Origin of the sequence: Leeuwenhoekiella sp. MAR_2009_132 (genome assembly GCF_000687915.1) — a bacterium.
Classification (GTDB): Bacteria; Bacteroidota; Bacteroidia; order Flavobacteriales; family Flavobacteriaceae; genus Leeuwenhoekiella.
This window is the reverse complement of the sequence record NZ_JHZY01000004.1, coordinates 1,109,505-1,133,696: the sequence shown is the minus strand read 5'-3', so window position 1 is coordinate 1,133,696 and position 24,192 is coordinate 1,109,505. Positions and strand designations below refer to the sequence as shown.

Genomic DNA, 24,192 nt, shown 5'->3' with positions numbered 1-24,192 from the left:
CAAAATTAAAACATTATTATGCGAAAAATCTTAATTATAGGTGCAGGAAAATCTACTGCACAATTAATTCAATATCTTTTAGATAAGGCGGAAATAGAACAACTGCGACTAATTGTAGCAGATCAAATTCTAGAAAATGCCGCTCGTTTAATAAAGAATACATCTTATGCCGAAGCGATAGCATTAGACATCTTAGATGCTCAAGCTCGCCAACAACAAATCGCATCTGTAGATATTGTTGTTAGCATGTTGCCTGCACACCTACATTATACCGTTGCCAAAGACTGTTTGACATTGAGTAAAAGCCTGGTTACCGCCTCTTATATAAGTGATGAGATGTTGCAATTAGATGAAGCTGTGAAAGCAAAAGGCTTAATCTTTATGAATGAAATAGGTCTTGACCCTGGCATTGATCATATGAGTGCCATGCGGGTTATAGATCGAATACGAGACCAGGGAGGAAAGATTGTACTGTTTGAGTCATTTTGCGGGGGTTTGCTCGCTCCTGATAGCGATACGAATTTGTGGAATTATAAGTTTACCTGGAATCCCAGAAATGTTGTGCTGGCAGGGCAGGGTGGTGTTGCAGAATTTATTCAGGAAGGAACCTTTAAATACATACCTTATCACCGTCTTTTTAGACGTACCGAATTTCTGGATGTTGAAGGTCACGGTCGCTTTGAGGCATACGCAAATCGCAACTCTTTAAAATACCGAAGCATTTACGGTCTTGAAGACGTGCTTACTTTATATAGAGGCACGATGCGTAGGGTAGGTTTTTCTAGAGCCTGGAATTTATTTGTGCAGCTGGGTATGACCGATGACAGTTATACATTACAAGATACAGAGCATATGAGTTATAGAGAATTTACAAATCTGTTTTTGCCCTATTCTCCTACAGACTCAGTGCAATTAAAATTGAGACACATGCTCAAAATAGATCAGGATGATTTGTTGTGGGATAAATTATTAGAACTCGACCTGTTTAATGGTTCAAAATTACTGCGACTTAAAAACGCTACTCCTGCGCAATGCTTGCAACGTATTCTAGAAGATAAATGGACTTTAGAAGAAACTGATAAGGATATGATTGTGATGTATCACAAGTTTGGGTATGAATTAAACGGAGCGCAAAAGCAAATAGACGCTACCATGGTGAGTGTAGGTGAGAATCAAACCTATACTGCAATGGCAAAAACTGTAGGGTTGCCTGTAGCTATAGCAACATTAAAAATTTTAAATAAAGAAATCACACAGCCTGGTGTACAACTTCCAGTTACTAGAGCGGTTTATGAGCCTATTTTAAAAGAATTAGAAAACTACGGTATTGTATTTAGAGAATATGAAGTTCCCTATTTAGGTTATAATCCGCATCACTTATAATGGCAGTTGGTTTACTAATATAAGTAGAAGTAGTACTTTTAGTTACAAATAGTGTCTTATGAAAATTGTAAATGAACAGATCGCAATTGACGGAATTGATAAAATTATTTTGCGACAACTTATGGATGATGCCCGAAAACCTATTTTAGAGATTGCACGGCAGGTAGGTATTTCTGGTGCGGCAATTCATCAACGTCTTAGAAAACTAGAAAAGTCAGGATTAATAGCAGGTTCTCGTTTTATAGTAGATCCTAAGATTTTAGGCTACAATACTATGGCCTTTGTAGGTATTTATTTAGACAGGGCGATGAGTAATCCTAAAGCGGTAAAGCAACTTGAGGAAATACCTGAGGTTATAGAATGTCACTACACAACAGGAAACTGGTCTGTTTTTATTAAAATTCTCTGTAAAAACAACGAGCATTTGATGCATTTACTCAATAAGAAAATACAGGCTATTGAAGGCGTTTCTCGTACCGAGACCTTTATTTCTTTAAATCAGCAAATAGAACGACAAATACAAATTTAAGCATAAAAAACCCGGCACTTTAAAAGCTTAAAGTATCCGGGTTTTTCAACTTAACTAACCAATCAATTATGAACGCTTATATAGTCGCTTATACGTTAGTTAGCTTACACATTTTTTTTATTTTTTTAAAATACCATTAGATTGCAACCGCGAATGTCGGAGGTGTCAAAACGGCCTAATATCTCAAACCGATTTTCGTCGATTTTTTTACCTAAATCTTGAGTTGCTATAAACGGGCAGGAGTTGTGATTGGCGAGATCTATAACATTTATTCCGCCTGTAGTTCCCGGTTTTACAAGTTGCAGCGCGTCTTCTGTATCACGCATAAAAACCTGAAGCCAGGGTGGTGTGGTGAAGATCCCGTTTCCATTTGAGTAGCCCTGCGATAATAATTCGGTCATACCGTATTCACTGTGAATTTCACTAACGCCAAATCCTTCCTTTAAGATGGCATGAAGCTCTTCGCGTATAAGTTCTTTCCGCCTGCCTTTCATACCGCCTGTTTCCATAATTATAGTAGAATTCAGGTTAAATCTGTACGCTTCAACTAAATCTAATAAAGCAAACGATACGCCTATTAGTAACACTTTTTTACCTTCGGCATTAAGACGTTTTAATTTTTCACTAAGTGATGCATAATTATTTAAATAGAAACCACTGTCTGGTTGATTGCTGTCTTTAATGAGTTGATCTACCATTAAAATTAATGAAGATCCATCACGCTCCAGATAGGAGGGTAATAATGCGAGTATGGTATATTCTTTAACGTTTCCATAATGTATCCTAAAGCTTTCGCGAAAACTTTTTATGTATAAATCAAGATCTGTAACGTGATGTTTGCTGGTTGTACTTCCTGTAGTGCCACTGCTTGTAAATGTAGTTTGAACGGGGTCTGTAGAGGCCAATACATCAAATTGTTTAAAGAACTGAATGGGTAAAAACGGAATTTCTTCAATCGTTTTAATCGTCTCGGGATCAACTTGTAAATGATCGCAAAACCTACGGTAAACCGGGTTAAATTGCCACTGATGTTTAAAAGATTGTAGTGCCATATCTTTAAACTGTGACGTACTGGATATATCAAAAATTGCGTTAGGGTGCATACCATTAATTAGGATTGTAAAGGTATTTAAAATGAAAGTCTCTTTTCCTATATATTAGCGATAAGCTGCTCAACTTTATCTAAATGTTACCAATGTAAATAGCAATGCTGTGCCACGATTTAAACCTTATCTTTACGATTACATTAAATCTTTATACGCATGAAGAAAAAGGAAATTAAAATTTTGCTCGTTGATGATGAGCCAGATATCCTGGAGATTGTAGGGTATAATCTTAGTAATGAAGGTTATCAGGTTATTACTGCAGAAAACGGTAAAGAAGGTGTTAAGATGGCAAAAAAGCACAATCCACATCTTATTATCTTAGATGTTATGATGCCCGAGATGGATGGTATCGAGGCGTGTGAGCAAATACGTAAACTTCCTGAACATGCAGAAACCATAATCACGTTTTTAACGGCACGTGGTGAAGATTATTCTCAAGTTGCAGGCTACGATGCTGGTGCAGACGATTACATTACAAAACCTATAAAGCCTAAAGTTTTAGTAAGTAAAGTAAAAGCCCTGCTACGAAGACTTAAAGAGGAAGAAGAGGGAGATGCGCTTGTTAAAGTAGGAGATCTTATTATAAATCGGGAAGAATATAAAATTATCAAAGACAAGAAAGAGCTGGTGCTTCCCAGAAAAGAATTTGAATTGTTATCGCTATTAGCTTCAAAGCCCGGTAAAGTATTTAAACGGGAGGATATTCTTGATAAAGTGTGGGGCAATGAGGTTGTTGTAGGGGGTAGAACTATAGATGTTCATATTAGAAAGCTACGTGAAAAAATAGGAGATAAACGATTTAAAACTATAAAAGGTGTAGGTTATAAATTTGTTGTTTAATGTCTGCTAATTTTAAAAAATCATATCGCTTTGCGGGTTTTTCAGCCTTTTATATAACTGTTTTCTTAACGCTCTTTGTGGGCGTTTTTTTCTATACTGAAGGACGGTTAAGTGTTGCCTGGCTTATTAGTTTTTTCTTCCTTAGTTTTTGTTTTTCGTTTGTTATTCTCCAGGTTCGGGTTGAAAAGTTTATTTACAAGCGGGTAAAAAAAATATATGATGACGTGTCGTTGCTTGATGTTACCACATTAAGAAGAGGGCAGGTTACAACAGATATGGGAACGCTTACTAAAGAAGTAGAGCGCTTTGCAGCTAGTAAAAAATTAGAAATTGAATCGTTAAAAATACGGGAAGAGTACAGAAAGGAGTTTATGGGTAATGTGGCTCACGAGCTCAAGACACCTCTTTTTACAACTCAGGGTTATATACATACCTTGCTTGACGGGGCGATGAAAGATAAAACCGTACGCAAAAAGTATCTTAAGCGTGCAGCTGCAGCCGTAGAGCGTCTAGTTTACTTAGTAAGTGATCTTGATATGATCTCAAAGTTAGAAGTGGGAGATCTCAATTTACGCTATGAGTATTTTGATATGGTCGAGCTTGTAAAAAACACGTTTGACTTACTAGAGATGAAAGCTGCTAAAAAGAATATTACACTAGCCTATGATATGCCTTACAATGGTCCTATAATGGTTAATGCAGATCGAGAGCGCATACAGCAATTACTTACTAACCTTATTGTAAATTCTATTAAATACGGGAAGCAAGACGGTACTACTGAAGTTTCCATAGAAAATTTAATACAAAACAAAGTAATTGTACGGGTAACCGATAATGGTGAAGGTATTGCCTCAGAACATATACCACGCTTATTTGAGCGTTTTTACCGTGTAGATAAAAGTGGGTCACGTCGCGAAGGAGGTTCTGGTTTAGGTCTTTCTATCGTCAAGCACATTATTGAAGCCCATGACGAAAAGATTTATATAGAAAGTGATTTTGGAGTGGGATCTGAGTTTTCTTTTACCCTCGAAAAGGCCGAAGAGCTTCCGGAAACTACCCTCTTCAAGGACCCATTGATTGGATAATCTATTAAAGCCGCTATAGACTTTTACTTTACTTAAGTCTTTAATTCTAAATTTTTCCTGTTCAGAATAGGGCACTATCCCGGCTTTCTGAAAACGTTTTGCCAGATATTCCTGCTCTGTTTGCCCGGGCGTGGGTATAAAAAAAGCCTTTTTACCCAGCTTTACTAAATCCATTACTGTAGTATAGCCAGATCTACTTATTATAAGATCGCTAGAGCACAATGCACACTGTAAATCTGCAGACTCCATATAGTTTACAATCTTCATGTGGTCTTTTACATAACTTGTTTGCGTTTCTTCAATTACTCCACGTACAAATAAGACCTGACCTTTATAGTGCTTTAGTTCATGCATTAATATTTCTTCGAGCTCGGTGCGCTGAGGTTCGGGACCACTTAGCAAAACCATAACATCGTAAATAGATTTGTGTTCTTCTGCTTTTAGGCGTGATAAAGCACCTATATATTTTACCGGGATCGTGTAGTTTATAGGGTGTCCTAATTTTCCGCTAAGATTAGGTTCTTTTTCAAAATCTGGAACCCAGCATTCATCAAAACGTTTAATATAATTACGGTGCATCGCAGATGTAAGCTTTGTTGTTTTTCCGCTTAATACCTGTAATTGATGCGTGACAAATACGGTAGGAATATCAGCGTGATACAGACCTAATCTGTTGTCAGAAATTACACCGTCAATAGTTTTCAGTTTTACCAGGTTCTTTAACTGTTCCCGCTCTTTGCGAATAGCCGTTAAAACTTTTGGACTGCGCAATAACATTTTCCACTTAAAATGTTTGCCGTTTTTTGCATATTCAATTTTATAAGAAGGCAGTTCTATAGCTTTTAACTGCGGAAACTCTTTTTTGAGCAACTCTAACGCCTGACCATCACTTGCAACTATAACCTCAAACCCCTCAAATAGGAGCTCGCGTATTATAGGCACGCATCGCGTTGCATGACCCAAACCCCAGTTTAGAGGCGCTACAAGTATAGTTTTTAATTTTTGCACATTACAAAATTGAGACAAGTCTCAAACACAAATGTTTCCGATAGATTATTAAACTATTAAACCTACTAAGTTTTTTCTATTATTTACAGATTATATGGTAGGTTTAAATTGTTGAAAATTAAGGGTTTAAAAATATTAAGATATGTTATTTCTATGTTATCTGGTATTTCAATCTCAATAAAGCAGGTACTATTACAAGAGTACTCGTATCTTTGGCGCGTAATTTTTTAATCAATTAGAGACCTGGTTTGGGAAGTAAAAATAAATTAAGACGTTTTCGCGAGAATGAAACATTTAGTAATGTCGTACAGCCTGAGCGAAAAGACCTTACAGATCAGGAGTTTTCTTTAAAAGGAAACTGGAATCGCGATTTTTTTAAAAAGGATCAGCCTATCGTCCTTGAATTGGGTTGTGGTAAGGGTGAGTATACCGTAGGGCTTGCAAAACGCTTTCCAGAGAAAAATTTTTTAGGAATAGATATAAAAGGTGCTCGCTTCTGGAGAGGTGCAAAAACTGCCCTGGAAGAAGGGATTACTAATGCAGGTTTTATGCGTACTCAAATTGAGTTGGTAGATAAAGCGTTTGCAGAAAATGAGGTGTCTGAAATATGGATTACATTTCCTGATCCTCAAATAAAATACAAGCGTACTAAACACCGCATGACTAATCCACATTTTTTAGAACGCTATAAAACGGTATTAAAGCCTGAAGGTTTGATGCATTTAAAAACCGATAGCGAGTATATGCATGGCTACACTTTAGGCCTGCTTGAAGGTTTAGGTCACGAGATTTTATATGCACACCATAATATTTATATAAATCACGATGCTCCAAAAGAAGTGGTTGAGATACAGACTTTTTATGAAAAACAGTATCTTGAAATAGGAAAACCTATAACATATATTAAATTCAGGATCAACTAGAGGCTTTTGGAAATAACAAAACTATTCTTTATCACTTATTTTGCTGCGTTTCTTGGGGTTTTGCCTCCGGGTTTAGTAAACATGTCTGTCGCTAAAACCTGTGTTCACAGAGGTAAACGTAATGGGATGTTAGTAGCTTTAGGGGCTTCTATAGTAGTTTTAGTACAGGCTTTTGTTGCCATTCTTCTCGCTCGCTATATTTTTAGCCACCCTATTGTGCGTAATACCTTATTGCGTACAGGTATAGTAATATTTGGTCTGCTTGCTGTCTATTTTTTTATCGCAGCAAAAAAGAATAAAGTTAAAGAGGTAGAAATACCTAAACATTCAGGTAGAAAAAGTTTTGCAAAAGGGATGCTGGTCGCACTTATTAATGTTCTTCCTATACCTTATTTCTGTGCTTTAAGTGCCGCTTTTAATGTGACCAGTTCTATAAATAATGGCTTAGTAGAAGTATTACTTTTTGTACTTGCTGCAGCTTCAGGCACATTTACAGCCCTTTATATTTATGTTGTAGGGTTTAACCGAATTCAAAATGAACCCCGCAACTTCGCTAAATATTCTAACTACTTTATGGCTGCGTTAATGGTCGTATTGGTAGCGCTCACGCTTATACGCATGTTATATGCCAAAACCTGAAACACTTGGTTTTTATCAGCAGGTATATACGGTTGTACGTCAAATTCCGTATGGGAAAGTAACCTCCTATGGGGCAATTGCAAAATACCTGGGTGCTGCAGGTAGTTCGCGTATTGTTGGTTATGCAATGAACGGGTGTTCTAAACTCGAAGATGTTCCTGCGCATCGTGTACTTAATAGAAATGGTTTGCTTACCGGGAAGCATCATTTTCCGGGAACCAATTTAATGCAACAGCTCTTAGAAAGTGAAGGGCATGTAGTGATAAATGACCAACTACAAGATTTTAAAAAACATCTTTGGGATCCTGTAAAAGAACTGGGTTTTGAGCGTAATGATTAGTGTAATTTTTCGGCTAAGATTCAAGGCTAGATAACATCTCATAATAGAACTAATCAATAAAGAGATAGGTAATAACTCTTTCGATTTCTGAAGTTTTCAGCCTATATTTGTATTTTTAGAATCAATCTAAGTAAGTTAACGTGAAGTTAGAAAAACAAGCAATATACGATGCACTGAAAACCATTAGTGCGCCTGGTGAGGGAGAAGATATGGTAACAAGTGGTGCGGTAACAAATGTTGTCACTTTTGGCGATGAGGTTATCGTAGATATTACAATTACTAACCCTAGTTTACAAGCAAAAAAGAAAACCGAAGTTGAGATCATGAAAGTGATACATGCAGAAGTGCATATGAAAGCTCAGGTAAAGGTTAATGTGCGTGTTAATGCTCCAGAAAAGCAGGCTAAAAACGAAATTAAAGGAAAACCTATTCCCGGTATTCAAAATATAATTGCTGTAGCTTCTGGTAAAGGAGGTGTAGGTAAATCTACAATTACCGCAAATCTTGCTGTAAGTCTATCAAAAATGGGCTTTAAAGTGGGTATACTTGATGCAGATATTTATGGGCCTTCTATACCTATAATGTTTGATGTTCAGGATGCTAAGCCGCTATCTGTTAAAGTAGATGGTAAGCAAAAAATGCAACCTGTAGAAAGTTATGGTGTAAAAATTCTTTCGATAGGATTTTTTACTAAGCCAGATCAGGCTGTAGTATGGCGAGGACCTATGGCTTCTAAGGCCTTAAATCAAATGATTTTTGATGCAGCCTGGGGTGAACTTGATTTCTTATTGGTAGATCTACCTCCGGGAACAGGAGATATTCACTTAAGTATTGTACAGGCGATGCCGTTAACAGGAGCTGTAGTAGTAAGTACGCCACAAAATGTTGCTTTAGCAGATGCTAAAAAAGGAGTTGCAATGTTTCAGCAAGAGAGTATCAATGTACCGGTTTTAGGTATTGTAGAAAATATGGCGTGGTTTACACCAGAAGAGTTACCAGACAATAAGTATTATATATTTGGTAAAGATGGCGCGCGTAACCTTGCAGAAGATTTAGGCGTACGCTTACTGGCTCAAATTCCATTAGTACAAAGTATACGTGAAGCAGGAGATGTAGGTCATCCTGCAGCATTGCAAAATGATACTATTTTAGCAGCGTCTTTTGAAAGCATGATGCGTAATACAGTAGAAGAATTAGTGAAGCGTAATGATGATTTACCACCTACCGAAGCGGTAAAAATCACTACAATGGCCGGCTGTTCTGCCGTTAAAAAATAGATTATGACAGATTTAGAATTAAAAGGTAAAGTTGAAGATGCGTTAGAAGAAATCAGACCTTTTTTACAAAGTGACGGTGGCGATATTGCATTATTAAGTATTGAAGATGGTACTACAGTTAAAGTTCAACTTGAAGGTGCATGTGTGGGTTGTAGTGTAAACCAAATGACCCTTAAAAGTGGTGTAGAGATGACTATTAAAAAACACGCGCCTCAAATTCAGAATGTTATTAATGTAGTCGCGTAGAATCTATTTAAGAAATAGTTTATAAAAGCAGTTTTGTTCTTATCAAAACTGCTTTTTTTTTGCTTAAGAATTATTTTTATAAGCGTAAAATGTACATTTTATAAAGTAAATGATTAGTTTTAATTAAATTACAAACGTCAATATATTATGAGCCATTCTAACGGTCGCAGAAACGCTTTAAAAAACATCGCACTTACAACCTCTGGTATAAGTTTAGGATTAACCGCTTTAAGCTGCAAAGATTCGCCAAATAGTTCAGAGGCAACCATTGCCACAACAGAAGATGATTCTTTAAAAGGAAATGTAAACCATTCTGCATGTTACTGGTGCTATGGCTCAATGCCTTTAGATAAGTTCGCTAAAAGTGCAGCTGGTTTAGGCTTAAAAGGAATTGATTTATTGAAACCTGAAGAGTGGGAGGTTGCTGAAAAATATGGATTAAAGTGTGCTGTTGCCACAGATACATTTGCTAATATACAAGACGGTTTTAATGATAAAAACAATCACGCATCCCTTCAGGAGCAGTACAGTGTTTTAATTGATAAAGCTTCGGCACAAGGCATAAAAAATGTAATTGTGTTTTCAGGAAACAGACGTGAGCTTTCTGAAGATGAAGGTCTCGTAAACTGTGCAGAAGGTCTGGCTCCTTTAATAAAACAAGCCGAAGAAAAAAATGTGGTCCTAATTATGGAATTATTAAACAGTAAAATAGACCATAAAGATTACCAATGTGATCATACTCCCTGGGGTGTAAAGCTATGTGAACTTATAGGTTCTGAAAATTTTAAACTTTTATACGATATCTATCATATGCAGATTATGGAGGGTGATGTTATACGCACGATAAAAGATTATCATTCCTATATCGCGCACTACCATACGGGTGGTGTACCGGGTCGTCACGAGATTAATGATGGTCAGGAGCTAAACTATCCTGCAATAATTAAAGCTATTTTAGAAACAGGATATACAGGTTATGTGGCTCAGGAATTTATTCCTACTTATGATGATAAAATAGCAGCTTTAAGAGAAGGTGTAAAAATTTGTGATGTTTAGTAGACTTCTTATATAATCCTATTCTTTTAGTAGGTTTTGAAGGTGGTCTAAAGCTGTTTTTTACTAATTTAGCACCCTCTTAAGAAAAGCAGATATGCAGGATATAACAATCACAGTAATTGACCGGGAAGGTGTAGCACATGCGCTTGAAGCACCTACAGATATGAATCTTAATTTAATGGAAGTGTGTAAAATGTACGAGCTTCCTGTTGAAGGTACCTGCGGCGGAATGGCTATGTGTGCTTCTTGTCAATGTTACATCGTATCTGACCATAAATTAAATGAGATGGGCTATGATGAGGAGGCAATGCTTTCTGAAGCCTTTTATGTAGAAGATAACAGTCGTCTGGGTTGTCAAATTCCTATAACACCAGATTTAAACGGATTAGAAGTCAAATTAGCTCCTGAGAGTTAAAATAAACCCTAAAATTAAAATAAAGCCTTAATGATTTCTTTCGTTAAGGCTTTATTTATTTAGTATATTTTCTACTATTAATACTAGACGCTCTACAAATAAAGCATAAGCATCTTTAGAAGGGTGTAAACCATCAGAAGCAACCAGATTGGGTTGAGATAAGCCTTTTCTGGTAATGTCTGTGATATTTAAAAAAACCACTCCACTAGCTTCAGAAAGCTCTTTAGCATAAGTATTGTATTCATCTATTTCACTAGAAATATCTTCCGGGTTTCTATAATTTAAACCGAATGGTGTGTAAGCATAATCGGGTATTGAAATAACAACAACGCGTGCTGCATCTCCTTGTGCTAGTTGTATTGCAGTTTCTAAAAGAGTTTTGAAGTCTTTTTGATATTCAGAAAATACGATTCCCTGATATTGATTATTTACACCTATCAGAAGGGTGACAAGATCAAAATTAGGATTGAGATTCTCACTGGCTAAGGCACTTATAAGATTATCTGTACGCCAGCCTGTACGGGCAATTATAGTAGTTTCTAAACCGCTACTTGCTGTGGTTTCAAATCTATTTTTGAGTTGTATTGGAAACTTACAGTTATCGCAAACGCTTTCTCCTATAGTATAGCTGTCTCCTAAGGCGAGATAGGAATATGATTGTTCAAAAGAAGTACTGGTTTCTTTTTCTAATTCTGCCGAAGCGCTGCAGCTGGTCGCAATAATTATAATTAAAACGAGATATGCGTACTTAAATAGAAATGTGTTCATATTAGATATACGCTGAGCCCGGCTATTCGGTTTTATAATCAATAAGCTTCTGTGGTCCTTCTAATAAAACACGTACAATTTTAAGTACACCATCATCTGTAGTTGCAATTTGCCATTTTATAAGTGAGATGGCTCCATTTTCAATTTCTAAACCGGTTATACTTCTGGGATGTACACAGCTGCCATCATTAAAATAGGCAATATCGCCGGGTTCGGGAAAGCGTGGTCTATGTGTGTGACCGGTTATTGTGAATTGGTTATTTCGTTCTGTAATCCACTTTTTAGTCTTGCGTTCTACCTTAATAAGTTCTAAGTAGTTTTTTGCAGGGCTGGTGGGGTCAGAAATTCCGGCTCCTTGCAACGGTCTCCACAATACACGTACTAAAAACCGATTGAATTGCCAGCCTACATAATTCATCCAATCTGCCTGATGACCATGACATAAAAATAGCTCTTGGCCGGTTTGTGCATGTTTTAATATTAGCGCTTCGTGAACTTGTATTCCCGGAAATAGTGGTTGTTGGGTATTTGTTTTTCGATCGAAAAAACTATAGAGATTTTTCTCAACCTGACTTTTATTTTTATAAATCATATCGTGATTTCCCCATAGTAAATGCAATCTCTTTTCATTGTAAAACAATTGCATTAAACCATAAATATTTTTATGGGATTCAAACAGCGTACTGAAGTTTAGATTTTCCCAGAGTTCATCACCATCGCCTAATTCGCAATATGTAAAATCATTTTGATAGTATTGCTTTAAGGCGTGATAGTAAATATTGCGGTTGTTAGCAAAATCGTCTGCACCGCTATTGTCACCTCTGTGGCAATCACTAAATAGAATAAATTTACTGGAGTCGTCAAAAGTTACGACAGGAGCATTTTTAAAAGCCTTATCGAATCTGGAGATAAATGACATAGATTATCTTTTAATTAAAGATACTCTATGATTCTTTAAGCTGTGATTTTAGAAACTATTTCCTGATCAATTCCATTCCAAAGCACGCAACGTTTTTTAAGAGCAGTTACAGCAGTTTGTTTTACTTCTTCCCATTTTACAGGGTCATCGCCGCATAATTCTGAAACCATTTGTAAGGCCATAGGCCCGTGCTCATCACCATCTAACTCGATGTGACGGTCAAAGTAATATTTAAACAGAGTAAGATCTTCCATAGGGAAATTTTGCTGTATGTTTTCAATTATTTTTGTAAACATACTGGGTATAAGATCCTCTCTGCCAAAGGTAAAAGCAGCTGCAATCTTATGTGCTTTACCTTCAGAAATAGTTTCAAATGTAAATCGTAGAAATTCTTTTACAGTTTCTGGGATTTCACTCACTGCTATTACCAGAAAAATATCTGTGCCGTGGGTGATATGACTTAAAAAAGAGTTTATTTTTTCGGTGGAAGCTTCTGACTTTGCCATCGCGTCAAGGTACATTTCAAAATGACTTTGACGTTTCCCATCAGGATTTAAATCTGTTTCTTCAGCTAAAACTATCTCATTAATTAGATAGCGTATTTCAGGATTTCCTAAAGGATACCAGGGTGTAGAAACCTTAGTTAAATCAAACTGAAGGGCTTTTAGTAGTGACATAAAATCCCAGACAGCAAAAACGTGATGTTGCATAAAAGCCTTTAAATCTGCCGGAGTACGTAAATTTTTATACAAACGGTGATTTAATAACTGGTCTTGATACGGGGCGATCGCCTTATTCACATCCTCAATCATACTCTGTATTTTCTCGCAAAACTAGTAAACTATTAAGATTATAGCTTAGTTTAAACCTTGATATTATTTATAGTACTATTATTTAAATGCATTTAAACCCGTGATATCCATGCCGGTTATAAGCAAATGAATGTCGTGTGTACCTTCATAGGTTACCACGCTCTCTAAATTCATCATATGTCTCATAATACTATACTCTCCCGAGATACCCATGCCTCCTAAAATCTGGCGTGCATCACGTGCAATTTTGAGAGCCATATCGACATTGTTTCTTTTTGCCATAGAGATTTGTGCAGAAGTAGCTTTGCCTTCATTGCGCAATGTTCCTAAACGCCACGCCAGTAATTGAGCTTTTGTAATTTCAGTAATCATTTCTGCTAGTTTTTTCTGCTGAAGTTGAAAAGAACCAATAGGCTTTCCAAATTGATGACGTTCTTTTGCATAGCGCAGTGCAGTGTCATAACAATCCATAGCTGCGCCAATGACCCCCCAGGCAATTCCAAAGCGAGCCGAATCTAAGCACATAAGCGGTGCACCCAACCCAGATTTATTGGGTAGTAGATTTTCTTTAGGCACTTTTACATTGTCAAATATCAGTTCGCCTGTTGCGCTGGCGCGCAATGACCATTTATTATGTGTTTCTGGAGTTGAAAACCCTTCCATTCCGCGTTCTACGATAAGACCGTGAATACGTCCTTCTTCGCTTTTTGCCCAGACTACAGCGATGTCTGCAAAAGGGGAATTGGATATCCACATTTTTGCACCATTTAATAAATAGTGATCGCCTTTGTCTTTAAAGTTAGTCACCATACCGCCAGGGTTGGAGCCGTGATCGGGCTCCGTAAGGCCAAAACATCCCATATATTCGCCACTGGCTAACTTCGGAAGGTATTTTTGACGCTGTTCTTCATTCCCAAATTTAAAAATGGGATACATAACCAGCGATGATTGTACGGAAGCCGTAGAGCGAACCCCGCTGTCACCGCGTTCTATTTCCTGCATAATAAGTCCGTACGAAATTTGATCTAGTCCTGCGCCGCCATATTCTTCAGGAATGTATGGGCCAAAAGCCCCAATATCTGCAAGCCCTTTTATTATTTGTTTTGGGAATTCAGCCTTTTGTGCCGCCTCTTCAATTATGGGCGATACATCGCGCTTTACCCAATCCCTTGCTGCTGTGCGTACAAGTTTTTGTTCATCAGTTAGCAGGTCATCTAAATTGTAGTAATCTGGAGACTCAAAAAGATCTGGTTTCATAATTGTAATATTTTCATTTTAAATATTTTAAATTTAAAATGATTGAATTAATAGCGGTTATACTCTTTGTTTTTGTAGAAAATGACAAAAAATCTATAACTAATATTACAATTTTTTAGATTAAAATGCTCAAATGAGCGCTACATTTTGAGGTAGAAATCTTTGACAAGATCTATGTATTGAGACGTGTAGACATGTCTTTGAATCTCAATAATTAGCGTGTCTTCTTCCGGATTAGTTTCTTGAGTGGTAAAAGCTATTAAAGAACGCTTGGGGGATGTTGCTGCAGCAGTACCTTTTACACGCGTGATTTTTGAAGGATATAAACCTGTTTTTGAAGCAAGGCTTAAAAATTCTTCTTCACGTGCGTTGGGAATTATTACACAAAAAATACCGTTTGTGTTTAATAAGTGACGGGCAGAAGCAACCAGTAAATCAAAAGGCATTGCGTCTTCAAAACGTGCTTGCTCCCGAGCTGAGTTTTTTTGTTCGGTAAGGGGGGCATTTCCTTCAAAATAGGGAGGGTTACATACAATTAGATCGTATTTATCTTCAATTTCTGTTGCGAACTCATATAAATGTGCGTGATAACAAAAAAGGCGATCTCCCCAGGGCGCATTTTCAAAATTAGACACGGCTTGTTCGTATGCAGCATCATCAAGCTCTAAGGCATCTATAAGCTCGGCGTCAGAGCGCTGAGCAAGCATTAAAGCAATAATGCCGGTACCGGTGCCTATATCAAGTATAGCATCTGGAAAATGAGTTACCGGTGCCCAGGCACCCAGCAAAACGCCATCTGTACCTATTTTCATGGCACATTGATCCTGAGCTATTGTAAACTCTTTAAATTTAAAAGGCTTTGACACTTAAAGAATAATTAGAGGCTAGATGTAAATATCAATCAAGCCTTCTGGCGCATCAATTGTAATGATTTTTGTAGTGCGATCTACTTCTTTGATAAAGTCATCGTTAATAGGAATTAAGACTTCTTTGCCTTTATGATCAATTTCAAAAAGGGCCTGAGAGGTATTATCGTTTACACCGGTTATGGTGCCCACTTCCCCAAAAGAAATATCTTTTACCGTAAAACCTATAATCTCGTGGTAATAAAACTGTGTGCCTTCAAGTGGAGGTAACATTGAAAGCGGTAAAAAAAGTTCTGCATTAATTAGATCTTCTGCATCTTCTTCTGTGTTTACGTCTTCAAAATCAATACGAAGTAATGTAGATTTATGCAGCTGGCAAGAATGAATAAAAAATGGAACCAGATTGCCGTTAAAATCGACAAATACTGATTCCAGATTTTCATACATTTCAGGCTCATCGGTATCTAGCTTAGCTAGTAACTCGCCCTTAAAACTAAATTTTCGCACGATTTTGCCCAGATAGAAACATTCTTCTTTGCGCATCGTGAGTTTATTTATTTAGCTTCTTCGTTGTTTTCTTCAGTCGCAGGAGCTTCTTCAGTTGCAGCTTCTGCCTCAGGAGCAGCCTCTTCAGCTACTTCTTCAGGTTGAGCAGCAGCGATACGAGCTTCGTTCGCAGCTTTTTCAGCAGCTAAAGCCTCTTTCTTTGCCTTTTCCTGTTCTTTAGATAGATTGTCTTTTTTAGACTCTACTTTAGAAGATTTTTCTTCTAACCAAGCATTGAATTTTTCTTCCATTTGCTCCTCAGTGAGCGCACCTTTACGTACACCACCGGCTAAATGATTTTTCAATAAAACACCTTTGTAAGAAAGTAAACGTTTTGCAGTTTCAGTAGGCTGAGCCCCGTTTTGCAACCATTTTACTGATGAATCTACGTCTAAATCAATAGTCGCAGGATTTGTGTTTGGATTGTAAGTTCCTAGTTTTTCTAAGAATTTACCATCACGTTTAGCGCGCGTATCTGCGGCTACTACCCAATAAAAAGGTTTTCCTTTTTTACCGTGTCTTTGTAATCTGATTTTTACTGGCATAAAAATTAATTTTTGAGGTACCCGACCTCGATTATAATTTGTTGAATACTATAATTAAACACAGGCTTAAAAATAGTTTCTCTAAATGAGGGCGCAAATATACTACAATTTTCTGGCTGTCAATACGTTTTTAATCTATAATATCTTAAATTTGATTCCTTATACTTAACGTGTTATGTTGAAGAACCTTGCTGCTTTTTTAGGTCTGCTTTCTATTATTTCCTGTACAGACGATGTGAGCTTCAACACACCGGCTTTTCAAGCGATATGTGACACGGTTTTTTTTAAAGCTAATATATCTAGGGCAGAAGTTGTTGATGAAGATAATCTTGAGGTTACTGTTCCTGGCAATTCGGTACCGGTAATTCGCTTATCGGGTATATTAAATGAAGAGCAGGTAAGCCTTACGCTACCTTTTTATGGTGAAGGTGTTTTTAATATAGAGCCTGATAACCCTACTTACGCAACATATATTTCGGCCTCCGGGAAAGAGTTTTCGACACTAATTGACGGTGAAGGCTCAATCGTAGTTGAGCGAATAGAAGATAGTACGTATACGGGATCTTTTAGATTTAGGGCGCGATCACAGGTAGATAGCAGTGATGTATATTTTACTAAAGGCTATTTTTATGAAGTTCCTTTTTATAAAAAACCACCGGTTCCCGAAGAAATTCCAGTAGTTGCAACTTCTTTTTACTGTAGAATAAACGGAAATACATTTAATCCTATAAGTGTTAATGCATCAGCAGGTTCAACAGCTATATTAGGGTCTGGGAATCAAAGTTCTGTTGTAATTCGATTAGTTTTTCCAAAGAATATTGAACCGGGTACCTATCCTTTAACAGATTTTTCAGTTACGAGTCCTTATCAGGCTTCGTATCAATCTTCAAATACAAACCCAATAGTTCAAAGCGGAACACTAACCATAACTTCACATAATAGAGATGCAAGATCTGTGGGAGGCACATTCTCTTTTACAGCACAGGGATCGAGTACTGTACAAATAACAGATGGTAGATTTGGGTTTAACTATTAGATTTTTTTATTTTAAAAAAAGCAAATAGGGTACAGGTTGCTAAAATGATCCAGAATAGATCTACAAAAGCAATTTGATAATTAGCCGCCGCAAAATTTTTCCAGATTCCGGTACCAGTCATAATATAGTTAGCTATAGGTATAAAAAAACCAAAGATACTTCCCCATAACAAACTGAATTTTATACAGTAAGTTCTGTTTTTTCTAAGTATTAAATACAAACTTGCCAAAGCCCAGATTCCTAAATAAAACCAGTATAGAAACGTTTCATTTAAAGAATGTGCAAACTTTACAACAACAAAGCTTACCGCAGTTACAGGATACATACTTAAACAAATTGCGAGGTAAACCAAAGCGACTCGCCTGTAAAACGTTCGCTTTTTTATGGGAGCATTCTTCTTGTCTCTTGCCAGCAACCAAATCATCACACCAGAGATTATAACTACACAGGTAATGATGCCTAATAAAAATGAAATGATGCGTAGTAAGTACCCTCCATAATCTCCAAAATGTAGCCGATACATTACATTTTTTACGCTGTCAAGATATGAGGCATTAGCGTATGGGTTTTTTATAATCGTTGTTTCGCCAGTAGCTACGCAATATTGTAATTGTCCGGGAGCATTAAATTTTGCACTATAATCCTGCTGTCCTTTAACAGTGACATACATATTAGCGTCGCCGTAATTATTTATGATTAACTCGTTTATATCAAAGTCTGGCCAATCTGTTCTGGTATTTTTTAAAACTAAATCGAGTTCTGGTTTGCGTGCTAATTTTTGATTTGCAAACTCAAATGCGGGTGTGTCATACTCGAGCTCTTCATATATTTTTTGCTCATCACCACCATATAGAGTAACCGCAGCAGGAGTAAGCAGTAAAATTTTAAGCATAAAAAAGGCTCCGGTTACAGCAAGTACAAATTGAAAAGGAAGTCCTATAAAACCTAGTGCGGTATGCGCATCGGTCCATAAGGTTTTTAATTTCGCCCAAGGGCGGAATGTATAGAAGTTGCTTACTATTTTTTTCCAGTGAATGAGCAATCCTGTAAGTATCGCAATTAGAAAAAAGAAGGCAACAAAGCCGGAAACATAATAACCTACCGGATAAAAAAACTGGGTTAGAAAATGAAGCCTGTATAAAAACTCGCCCAGCGTATAGGATTCTGTATAGGTTTGCTCAGTAAACTCTAGCGGATCTAAATAAAAAAAATGTGCTCCGGCATCTGGGTTTTTTAATAAGGTGTCTTTTTGGGCAGTCAGACTGATGCTAACACGTCTTTCTGCATAATACGTCTTTAGAGTTACATCTCGGCTATTTAGGTTGTAACGTGAATTGAGACTGTCTAGTATAGGATCTATCTGAGCAGGTAAGTTATCATTTGTTAACGTATTTTGATTGCGTTCCCAGGCAATGATGTCATCTCTAAAAAATGAAAAAGAACCTGCAAAAAAAATGATATATAATGCCACGCTAATCACGATACCACTTACCGTATGTAAACTAAAAAACAGATTGTAAAGTCGATTTCCCATAGTTATTATAGTGTGGGTTGATTAGCTGGTACACAAAATAAAACCATCCCCAAAATCACCGAAATACCGGTATAAATTACAAGGGCATGCCAGGTTTTCTTCGGAATGTATGCAGTTATAAATAATACCGCCCAAAGAATAAAGCCGCTAAAAGTAAATGTTATTAGAGCTATGCTTTTTGATACATATGATGCAGCTAGTAAATGTACTAATGTAGTTATTGCATAGCCACCTACAAATCCTGTAAGTAGGCGTAGGAGGCGTTGTGCCCGGGAAGTCGTTAAATATTTTGAGTTTGCCGGCACTGTTATTTAGTTTTAAAAAGATTTAAAGGAGCTAGAATTAATAGGAGGCAGCTAAAAGTCATCAAGGTGATGCTGGCCGTAAAAAAACCTGAACCAATGCCCAATTCATTCATAAAAATACCATAACCTATACATAGCAGGTACAGTCCGAAAGAATTGAGAACCCATCTATTCTTCGGGGTTTTAGTTTTTTCTATGGTAGCTTTTTTAGGTTGGTTCTTACCCGATGTACTATACATCAGATAAAAACCAACCATTAGTAAGGAGCAGGCAATAACTAGCATTAAGGTAAGCTGGTATAAGTTGCACAATGCCAAATAAATTCATAATCTACCCCTTTAAAGGCTCCGGGTGTTTTTTCATTATGAGTTACTTCAACGATATATTTAGTGTTAAATGGTTTCGCATAGCTTATGATACCGTTTTCGTCTGTGGTAATTTTTTTTGTCCATAAATCAAGCATAGATACTGTAGCTTCTGCTTTGTTTAAAGGAGAGCCATTGTATAAAACCTGTAATTTAACTTCGTTAGAATCGTTTTGCAGTTCTTTAATTACGAGACCTTCGGTAAAAAGTGCAGGATTAACAGATTCTTCAGAATTTACATTTACTTGTTTAAATGTTTTATAAACTGGTTTAAATATTCCGAAGTCATATTGTGTATAATCCAGGACATCTATATTTTGATTTTCAAGATACACGAGATAAACACCGTCAACTTTAGGGGTAAATTCGGCAGAATAGTGATCTGCTTTTGCTGTTGTTTTAAGGAGGTGTTTTTTTCCGGAAGGGTCAACCAGCCAAAGTTTAAAATCACGTACACCTTTAAATGCTTCACCCTGTGCTTCTTCAACAACACCGTAGGCATATTCCCCAAAGAAAACCTGCACCTCCTGAGATTCGTTAAGGTTTCCTTTAGCACTGGTTTCTAACCATAGGTAATGTGCAAATGCAGTGTTTGAATTGCTTAAAAGTACAATTGTGAATAGTAGGATTAATTTTTTCATCTTTAAAATTTTAAAAGTTATAAGTAAAATTGGCGAGCAAAGACCGTTTGTTTTGAGGACTAATTGTTGACCAGCCTTTGTAATACGATTTATTGGTAATATTGTCTAGCTTTAGTGAAATGCGGTAATCAGAAGTTCCGTAGAAGATTGATGAATTCAAAATGGTGTATTCAGGAAGTGTAAAGGTGCCGCCTAAATTTCGGTTGAAGATTTTGTTCTCGCTTGCATAGTTTCCACCAAAACCAAAACCTAATCCTTCTAATTTACCGGCTGTTAATTGGTAACTTGCCCAAAGATTCATAAGATTTTCAGGCCCTGCACTTTCTGGTCTTAGGCCTTTAAAATCTGCAGCTCCTTCTACAAGCTTACTGTCATTATAACTATACCCGGCTATCAGATTTAAGCCATCTATGGGGTTTGCTATTAGACTGGCTTCAAAACCTTTACTTTCCTGAGTTCCGTTTTGGGTAAAGAAATAATTATTGGCATCAACATCTACGCGCAGTGTTTTATCTTTTACCTGTATGTCGTAATAGCTTAATGTGGCGCTAATTCTGTTTTTATAAAGATTGAATTTTGTACCTACTTCAAACTGGTTTGCCTGCTCGGGATCAAGAGTTCTTAATGTGGTAATACCAGCTGCAAGTTCTTCTACAGGTGCCGTATTACTGAAACCATTCATGTAATTTGCAAAAATAGATACCTTATCTAAAATGGGTTGATATACTAAACCAAATTTTGGAGACAGTGCCGTTTGTGCGTGATTGTTATTGCTAAAGCGATCAACACGTAAACTTAACATCGCAGACAATTCTGGAAGAATATTTATGACATCTGAAGCGTATGCGCTAAAGATTTCCTGTTCAGACTTTGATGGATTTATCGCTGAGTTTTCTAATAAAGCATTAGTGCCCGCCTGGGTTAATATACCAGAATCATCTGTAAAATTAGCAGGATCTGTATTTCCAAGTACTTCTTCATTAAACTCCTGAAGGTTGTCGCCAATATAAATCATACCATTTGCCACGTAAGGAGAACTGTTGTTAGTTATGGTGTTTTTATAATAATCAAGCCCCACGACCAGCCTATTGCGTACCGACCCTATTTTAAAATCTCCTATAAAATTTTGCTGTAGGTCTGTAGCATTTGTTTCTGAATTCTGTTTGCTGATATAGCGGGAAAGACTAATACCCTCATCGAGTGTGGTATACTGTGTTCCTTCATATAAATAGGAGTAATAGCCATCAGATTTTGACGACGAACTCGAGAAAGCAGTCTGAGAGGTCCAATTATCATCTAATTTATAATTCATCTGTGCCTGAAGACTATACGTTGGAGTTTGTATATACAAGTCATTACCGGTATAGGAGCGGTTGATATCATAACCAAGCTCTTCAATAGTATGCACACTAAGGGGTGCAGCACGGTCAAGAAAAAGCATAGTTTGGTTGGTGCTTTTTCCATTATAAAATTCAGTATTTAGACTAAATGAGAGGCGGTCATTTACACGGTAAGCTAATGAGGGAGCAAAGAAAAACGACTTCTTAAAACCTGCATCCTGATAACTGTTTTGAGTGTGATAAGCGGTATTTACGCGTAAGGCGATGTTTTTGTCCTGACTTAATAAAGTGTTCACATCTGCAGTAACCCTATTAAGACCATAACTACCGGCGGTGTATGACAATGTACCCCCAAAACCGAAAAACGGTTTTTTAGTAGTAATATTTATAAGTCCACCATAAGAAACTAAACTGCTACCATAAAGTGTTCCTGAAGGACCTTTAATCACATCTATATGTTCAATATTTGCAGGGTCAGGACTTCCGTTAGTTAGTGCAGGAAGACTATTTACGAGATTAGGTTGTGTTGCAAAACCGCGCAGCGAAAAATAGCCGGCACCATCGCTGCCACGACCCGTAGATTCCCAAAGCTTATCTATACCGGGAGCATTTTTAAGCGCATCATCAAAGTTAGTAATTACCTGCTCTTTTAATAAAGCTGAAGTTATACTCGTATAGACCTGAGGATTTTCGATATTGGCAAGGGGCATCTTAGAAACACTCATACTCATCTCTCTATTAAACTTATTGTGTTTTATGCCATTAATACTTACCGCTGCAAGTTGTTCCTGATTTTCCTGCAACGTTAGTACGCCAAGTTTTTTAGTTTCTCCATTGGCAAGTGTGAGATTTAAATATTTTGTTTTAAAACCTATGTAAGAAATTGTAATACGGTAGTTACCCGCTGGGATTTGATCAAGTAAAAAATTTCCATTAAAATCTGTTGTAGTCCCTAGATTAGTTCTCCCTACATCTATAGTTGCTCCTTCTAAAGGTTGAGCTGCAGAATTTTGAACTAAACCCTGTAATTGCGCAGTTTGAGCTGAGGCCTGAATAGTGATTAGCGTAAAGAGAAAAACACCTATAATGTTACGCATTGTTATTTAGATTAAATTAATATAATTTTGAAGGGCAAATGTATTTGTGATTTTGTAAACAACAAAACTTATTTAGACTTAATTTAAATAGATAATTATTACATTTATTCATTAATTTGATAGTCAGTTGTTTGATTAGTTATTTTAATATATAATTAACAGATTAGCCTATGTAAAACCTAATTTTGAAACGACTTTTATTGTTCAACTAGGAGGTCTAATTAGCTTATTTTTACTGAAACTTTCCTTTAAACTCAACCGCTATGAATGTGACTTCTAAATATTTGGCTCCAGACAAACGCTATGAAACTATGCGCTATCGCCGTTGTGGAAGGAGCGGAATTAAGTTGCCTATGATTTCTCTGGGATTGTGGCATAACTTTGGTAATTCAGCAGATTTCACAAACGGAAGATCAATTTTAAGAACCGCATTTGATAAAGGGATTACGCATTTTGATCTCGCTAATAATTATGGTCCGCCGTATGGTTCTGCAGAGACTAATTTTGGTCAGATTTTTAAAGAAGATTTTAAACCGTATCGGGATGAACTTATCATTTCATCAAAAGCTGGTTATGATATGTGGCCCGGACCTTATGGAGATTTTGGGTCGCGAAAATATTTAATCGCCAGTTGCGATCAATCATTAAAGCGTATGGGCTTAGAGTACGTAGATATATTTTACCATCACCGTCCAGATTTAGAGACACCGCTTGAAGAAACCATGGGTGCGCTAGATCAGATTGTACGATCTGGAAAAGCACTTTATGTAGGTATTTCTAATTATGGTGCAGCACGTACGCGTGAAGCGGCAGCGATTTTAAAGCAGCTGGGAACACCTTTTCTCGTGCATCAGCCCAGATACAATATGTTAGACCGCTGGGTTGAAGATGGTTTGCTAGATGCGTTAGATGAGACCGGTCTGGGAAGTGTGGTTTTTTCACCTTTACAGCAAGGATTATTAACAGATAAATACCTCAACGGAATCCCAAAAGATTCACGCGCTGCTAATTCTATGTATCTCTCTGAGGATCGAATTACAGAAGATCTCATAAATACGGTTAAGCAATTAAATACGCTTGCAAAAGAGCGTGGTCAAAGTCTTGCGCAAATGGCTATTAGCTGGTTGCTAAAAGATCACAGGGTGACTTCGGTATTAGTTGGGGTGAGTAAAGTTGAACAGCTTCAGAACAATATAGATGCGTTATCTAATCTTGAATTTTCTGATGATGAACTTTCAAAAATTGAAGTACTACTGAAAAAGAATTCTTAATCACAGCTTTAATTTTATATTTTCCTGGCATTAATTGTAATCT

At 36.9% G+C, this 24,192-nt stretch carries 25 protein-coding genes and 1 pseudogene; 13 read left to right on the top strand and 13 right to left on the bottom strand.

Features of this window, described 5'->3' with window-relative positions; genetic code table 11:
* The first annotated feature begins 18 nt into the window (after positions 1-18).
* Positions 19-1,383, top strand: coding sequence for a saccharopine dehydrogenase family protein (locus P164_RS13295; protein ID WP_028376825.1), 1,365 nt, complete (start codon positions 19-21; stop codon positions 1,381-1,383).
* A 58-nt stretch (positions 1,384-1,441) separates the two neighbouring features.
* Positions 1,442-1,912 carry an Lrp/AsnC ligand binding domain-containing protein gene (locus P164_RS13290; RefSeq protein ID WP_028376824.1) on the top strand — a complete coding sequence of 157 codons (471 nt, stop codon included), beginning with the start codon at positions 1,442-1,444 and terminating at the stop codon, positions 1,910-1,912.
* Between the two features lie 125 nt (positions 1,913-2,037).
* Here P164_RS13290 and P164_RS13285 read toward each other — a convergent pair whose 3' ends face one another.
* Entirely contained in the window at positions 2,038-3,015 is a 978-nt protein-coding gene (locus P164_RS13285; protein ID WP_028376823.1) for an acyltransferase, read from the bottom strand.
* Positions 3,016-3,174: 159 nt separating this feature from the next.
* Between P164_RS13285 and P164_RS13280 the strand changes: the two genes are divergently transcribed.
* Together P164_RS13280 and P164_RS13275 are read left to right on the top strand one after the other, a co-directional pair.
* The gene (locus P164_RS13280) at positions 3,175-3,858 is read left to right on the top strand and encodes a response regulator transcription factor (RefSeq protein WP_028376822.1); all 684 of its coding nucleotides are present in this window, start codon (positions 3,175-3,177) and stop codon (positions 3,856-3,858) included.
* A complete protein-coding gene (locus P164_RS13275) occupies positions 3,858-4,943 on the top strand; it encodes a sensor histidine kinase (protein WP_028376821.1) in 1,086 nt (361 codons plus the stop codon). Before P164_RS13280 ends, P164_RS13275 begins: the two co-directional genes overlap by 1 nt.
* Positions 4,944-5,030: 87 nt before the next feature.
* Here the strand turns inward: P164_RS13275 and P164_RS19010 are convergent.
* Positions 5,031-5,297 (bottom strand): annotated as a pseudogene (locus P164_RS19010) (glycosyltransferase); the annotation flags it as partial.
* Positions 5,298-6,199: 902 nt separating this feature from the next.
* On the opposite strand from P164_RS19010, the gene trmB reads away from it, so the two are divergent.
* The 7 genes from trmB (at position 6,200) to P164_RS13235 (ending at position 10,847) form a co-directional block, all read left to right on the top strand.
* Positions 6,200-6,874, top strand: coding sequence for a tRNA (guanosine(46)-N7)-methyltransferase TrmB (gene trmB, locus P164_RS13265; protein WP_028376819.1), 675 nt, complete (start codon positions 6,200-6,202; stop codon positions 6,872-6,874).
* A gap of 6 nt (positions 6,875-6,880) precedes the next feature.
* A complete protein-coding gene (locus P164_RS13260; RefSeq protein WP_028376818.1) occupies positions 6,881-7,513 on the top strand; it encodes a LysE family translocator in 633 nt (210 codons plus the stop codon).
* Positions 7,500-7,853 carry an MGMT family protein gene (locus P164_RS13255; RefSeq protein ID WP_028376817.1) on the top strand — a complete coding sequence of 118 codons (354 nt, stop codon included), beginning with the start codon at positions 7,500-7,502 and terminating at the stop codon, positions 7,851-7,853. Before P164_RS13260 ends, P164_RS13255 begins: the two co-directional genes overlap by 14 nt.
* A 140-nt stretch (positions 7,854-7,993) precedes the next feature.
* Positions 7,994-9,130, top strand: a complete 1,137-nt coding sequence (locus P164_RS13250) for an Mrp/NBP35 family ATP-binding protein (protein WP_028376816.1) — start codon at positions 7,994-7,996, stop codon at positions 9,128-9,130.
* Between the two features lie 3 nt (positions 9,131-9,133).
* Positions 9,134-9,376 carry a NifU family protein gene (locus P164_RS13245; protein WP_028376815.1) on the top strand — a complete coding sequence of 81 codons (243 nt, stop codon included), beginning with the start codon at positions 9,134-9,136 and terminating at the stop codon, positions 9,374-9,376.
* A 147-nt stretch (positions 9,377-9,523) separates the two neighbouring features.
* Positions 9,524-10,432 (top strand): hydroxypyruvate isomerase family protein, encoded by a 909-nt coding sequence (locus P164_RS13240; protein WP_028376814.1) that lies wholly within the window; start codon positions 9,524-9,526, stop codon positions 10,430-10,432.
* A 94-nt stretch (positions 10,433-10,526) separates the two neighbouring features.
* On the top strand, positions 10,527-10,847 hold the full coding sequence (locus tag P164_RS13235; RefSeq protein WP_028376813.1) for a 2Fe-2S iron-sulfur cluster-binding protein: 321 nt from the start codon (positions 10,527-10,529) through the stop codon (positions 10,845-10,847).
* Positions 10,848-10,898: 51 nt separating this feature from the next.
* Here P164_RS13235 and P164_RS13230 read toward each other — a convergent pair whose 3' ends face one another.
* The 7 genes from P164_RS13230 to P164_RS13200 all read right to left on the bottom strand — a co-directional run bounded on the left by P164_RS13230 (position 10,899) and on the right by P164_RS13200 (position 16,560).
* Positions 10,899-11,615 carry an SGNH/GDSL hydrolase family protein gene (locus tag P164_RS13230; RefSeq protein ID WP_035900107.1) on the bottom strand — a complete coding sequence of 239 codons (717 nt, stop codon included), beginning with the start codon at positions 11,613-11,615 and terminating at the stop codon, positions 10,899-10,901.
* A gap of 22 nt (positions 11,616-11,637) precedes the next feature.
* Positions 11,638-12,534: a metallophosphoesterase gene (locus P164_RS13225; RefSeq protein ID WP_028376811.1), complete on the bottom strand. Its 897-nt coding sequence runs from the start codon at positions 12,532-12,534 to the stop codon at positions 11,638-11,640.
* Positions 12,535-12,569: 35 nt separating this feature from the next.
* Positions 12,570-13,346 (bottom strand): DUF3050 domain-containing protein, encoded by a 777-nt coding sequence (locus P164_RS13220; RefSeq protein ID WP_028376810.1) that lies wholly within the window; start codon positions 13,344-13,346, stop codon positions 12,570-12,572.
* A gap of 78 nt (positions 13,347-13,424) precedes the next feature.
* The gene (locus tag P164_RS13215) at positions 13,425-14,603 is read right to left on the bottom strand and encodes an acyl-CoA dehydrogenase family protein (RefSeq protein WP_028376809.1); all 1,179 of its coding nucleotides are present in this window, start codon (positions 14,601-14,603) and stop codon (positions 13,425-13,427) included.
* Between the two features lie 140 nt (positions 14,604-14,743).
* Complete coding sequence (locus P164_RS13210; protein WP_051621413.1) at positions 14,744-15,415, bottom strand: methyltransferase; 672 nt, start codon at positions 15,413-15,415, stop codon at positions 14,744-14,746.
* 72 nt (positions 15,416-15,487) lie between these two features.
* Positions 15,488-16,012, bottom strand: a complete 525-nt coding sequence (rimM, locus tag P164_RS13205; protein WP_028376807.1) for a ribosome maturation factor RimM — start codon at positions 16,010-16,012, stop codon at positions 15,488-15,490.
* An 11-nt stretch (positions 16,013-16,023) separates the two neighbouring features.
* On the bottom strand, positions 16,024-16,560 hold the full coding sequence (locus P164_RS13200; protein WP_028376806.1) for a 30S ribosomal protein S16: 537 nt from the start codon (positions 16,558-16,560) through the stop codon (positions 16,024-16,026).
* A gap of 175 nt (positions 16,561-16,735) precedes the next feature.
* On the opposite strand from P164_RS13200, the gene P164_RS13195 reads away from it, so the two are divergent.
* Positions 16,736-17,596, top strand: a complete 861-nt coding sequence (locus tag P164_RS13195; RefSeq protein WP_028376805.1) for a DUF6252 family protein — start codon at positions 16,736-16,738, stop codon at positions 17,594-17,596.
* On the opposite strand, the gene P164_RS13190 is transcribed toward P164_RS13195, so the two are convergent.
* The 4 genes from P164_RS13190 to P164_RS13170 form a co-directional block, all read right to left on the bottom strand.
* Positions 17,586-19,130, bottom strand: coding sequence for a PepSY-associated TM helix domain-containing protein (locus P164_RS13190; protein ID WP_028376804.1), 1,545 nt, complete (start codon positions 19,128-19,130; stop codon positions 17,586-17,588). The genes P164_RS13195 and P164_RS13190 overlap by 11 nt on opposite strands.
* A 5-nt stretch (positions 19,131-19,135) precedes the next feature.
* Entirely contained in the window at positions 19,136-19,435 is a 300-nt protein-coding gene (locus P164_RS13185) for a hypothetical protein (RefSeq protein WP_028376803.1), read from the bottom strand.
* A gap of 283 nt (positions 19,436-19,718) precedes the next feature.
* Positions 19,719-20,441 (bottom strand): DUF4198 domain-containing protein, encoded by a 723-nt coding sequence (locus P164_RS13175; RefSeq protein ID WP_028376801.1) that lies wholly within the window; start codon positions 20,439-20,441, stop codon positions 19,719-19,721.
* A 10-nt stretch (positions 20,442-20,451) separates the two neighbouring features.
* On the bottom strand, positions 20,452-22,878 hold the full coding sequence (locus tag P164_RS13170) for a TonB-dependent receptor (RefSeq protein ID WP_028376800.1): 2,427 nt from the start codon (positions 22,876-22,878) through the stop codon (positions 20,452-20,454).
* Between the two features lie 263 nt (positions 22,879-23,141).
* On the opposite strand from P164_RS13170, the gene mgrA reads away from it, so the two are divergent.
* Positions 23,142-24,149, top strand: a complete 1,008-nt coding sequence (gene mgrA, locus P164_RS13165; protein ID WP_035899835.1) for an L-glyceraldehyde 3-phosphate reductase — start codon at positions 23,142-23,144, stop codon at positions 24,147-24,149.
* Positions 24,150-24,192 lie beyond the last annotated feature (43 nt).

What these genes read in the sequence shown, in the direction of transcription:
- P164_RS13195 (WP_028376805.1), top strand. Translation starts at nt 16,736, where the DNA reads ATGTTGAAGAACCTTGCTGCTTTTTTAGGTCTGCTTTCTATTATTTCC.
- P164_RS13230 (WP_035900107.1), bottom strand. Translation starts at nt 11,615, where the DNA reads ATGAACACATTTCTATTTAAGTACGCATATCTCGTTTTAATTATAATT.
- P164_RS13295 (WP_028376825.1), top strand. Translation starts at nt 19, where the DNA reads ATGCGAAAAATCTTAATTATAGGTGCAGGAAAATCTACTGCACAATTA.
- P164_RS13225 (WP_028376811.1), bottom strand. Translation starts at nt 12,534, where the DNA reads ATGTCATTTATCTCCAGATTCGATAAGGCTTTTAAAAATGCTCCTGTC.
- P164_RS13280 (WP_028376822.1), top strand. Translation starts at nt 3,175, where the DNA reads ATGAAGAAAAAGGAAATTAAAATTTTGCTCGTTGATGATGAGCCAGAT.
- P164_RS13240 (WP_028376814.1), top strand. Translation starts at nt 9,524, where the DNA reads ATGAGCCATTCTAACGGTCGCAGAAACGCTTTAAAAAACATCGCACTT.
- rimM (WP_028376807.1), bottom strand. Translation starts at nt 16,012, where the DNA reads ATGCGCAAAGAAGAATGTTTCTATCTGGGCAAAATCGTGCGAAAATTT.
- P164_RS13175 (WP_028376801.1), bottom strand. Translation starts at nt 20,441, where the DNA reads ATGAAAAAATTAATCCTACTATTCACAATTGTACTTTTAAGCAATTCA.
- P164_RS13245 (WP_028376815.1), top strand. Translation starts at nt 9,134, where the DNA reads ATGACAGATTTAGAATTAAAAGGTAAAGTTGAAGATGCGTTAGAAGAA.
- mgrA (WP_035899835.1), top strand. Translation starts at nt 23,142, where the DNA reads ATGAATGTGACTTCTAAATATTTGGCTCCAGACAAACGCTATGAAACT.
- P164_RS13255 (WP_028376817.1), top strand. Translation starts at nt 7,500, where the DNA reads ATGCCAAAACCTGAAACACTTGGTTTTTATCAGCAGGTATATACGGTT.
- P164_RS13215 (WP_028376809.1), bottom strand. Translation starts at nt 14,603, where the DNA reads ATGAAACCAGATCTTTTTGAGTCTCCAGATTACTACAATTTAGATGAC.
- P164_RS13190 (WP_028376804.1), bottom strand. Translation starts at nt 19,130, where the DNA reads ATGGGAAATCGACTTTACAATCTGTTTTTTAGTTTACATACGGTAAGT.
- P164_RS13210 (WP_051621413.1), bottom strand. Translation starts at nt 15,415, where the DNA reads ATGAAAATAGGTACAGATGGCGTTTTGCTGGGTGCCTGGGCACCGGTA.
- P164_RS13285 (WP_028376823.1), bottom strand. Translation starts at nt 3,015, where the DNA reads ATGCACCCTAACGCAATTTTTGATATATCCAGTACGTCACAGTTTAAA.
- P164_RS13220 (WP_028376810.1), bottom strand. Translation starts at nt 13,346, where the DNA reads ATGATTGAGGATGTGAATAAGGCGATCGCCCCGTATCAAGACCAGTTA.
- P164_RS13170 (WP_028376800.1), bottom strand. Translation starts at nt 22,878, where the DNA reads ATGCGTAACATTATAGGTGTTTTTCTCTTTACGCTAATCACTATTCAG.
- P164_RS13275 (WP_028376821.1), top strand. Translation starts at nt 3,858, where the DNA reads ATGTCTGCTAATTTTAAAAAATCATATCGCTTTGCGGGTTTTTCAGCC.
- P164_RS13290 (WP_028376824.1), top strand. Translation starts at nt 1,442, where the DNA reads ATGAAAATTGTAAATGAACAGATCGCAATTGACGGAATTGATAAAATT.
- P164_RS13200 (WP_028376806.1), bottom strand. Translation starts at nt 16,560, where the DNA reads ATGCCAGTAAAAATCAGATTACAAAGACACGGTAAAAAAGGAAAACCT.
- P164_RS13235 (WP_028376813.1), top strand. Translation starts at nt 10,527, where the DNA reads ATGCAGGATATAACAATCACAGTAATTGACCGGGAAGGTGTAGCACAT.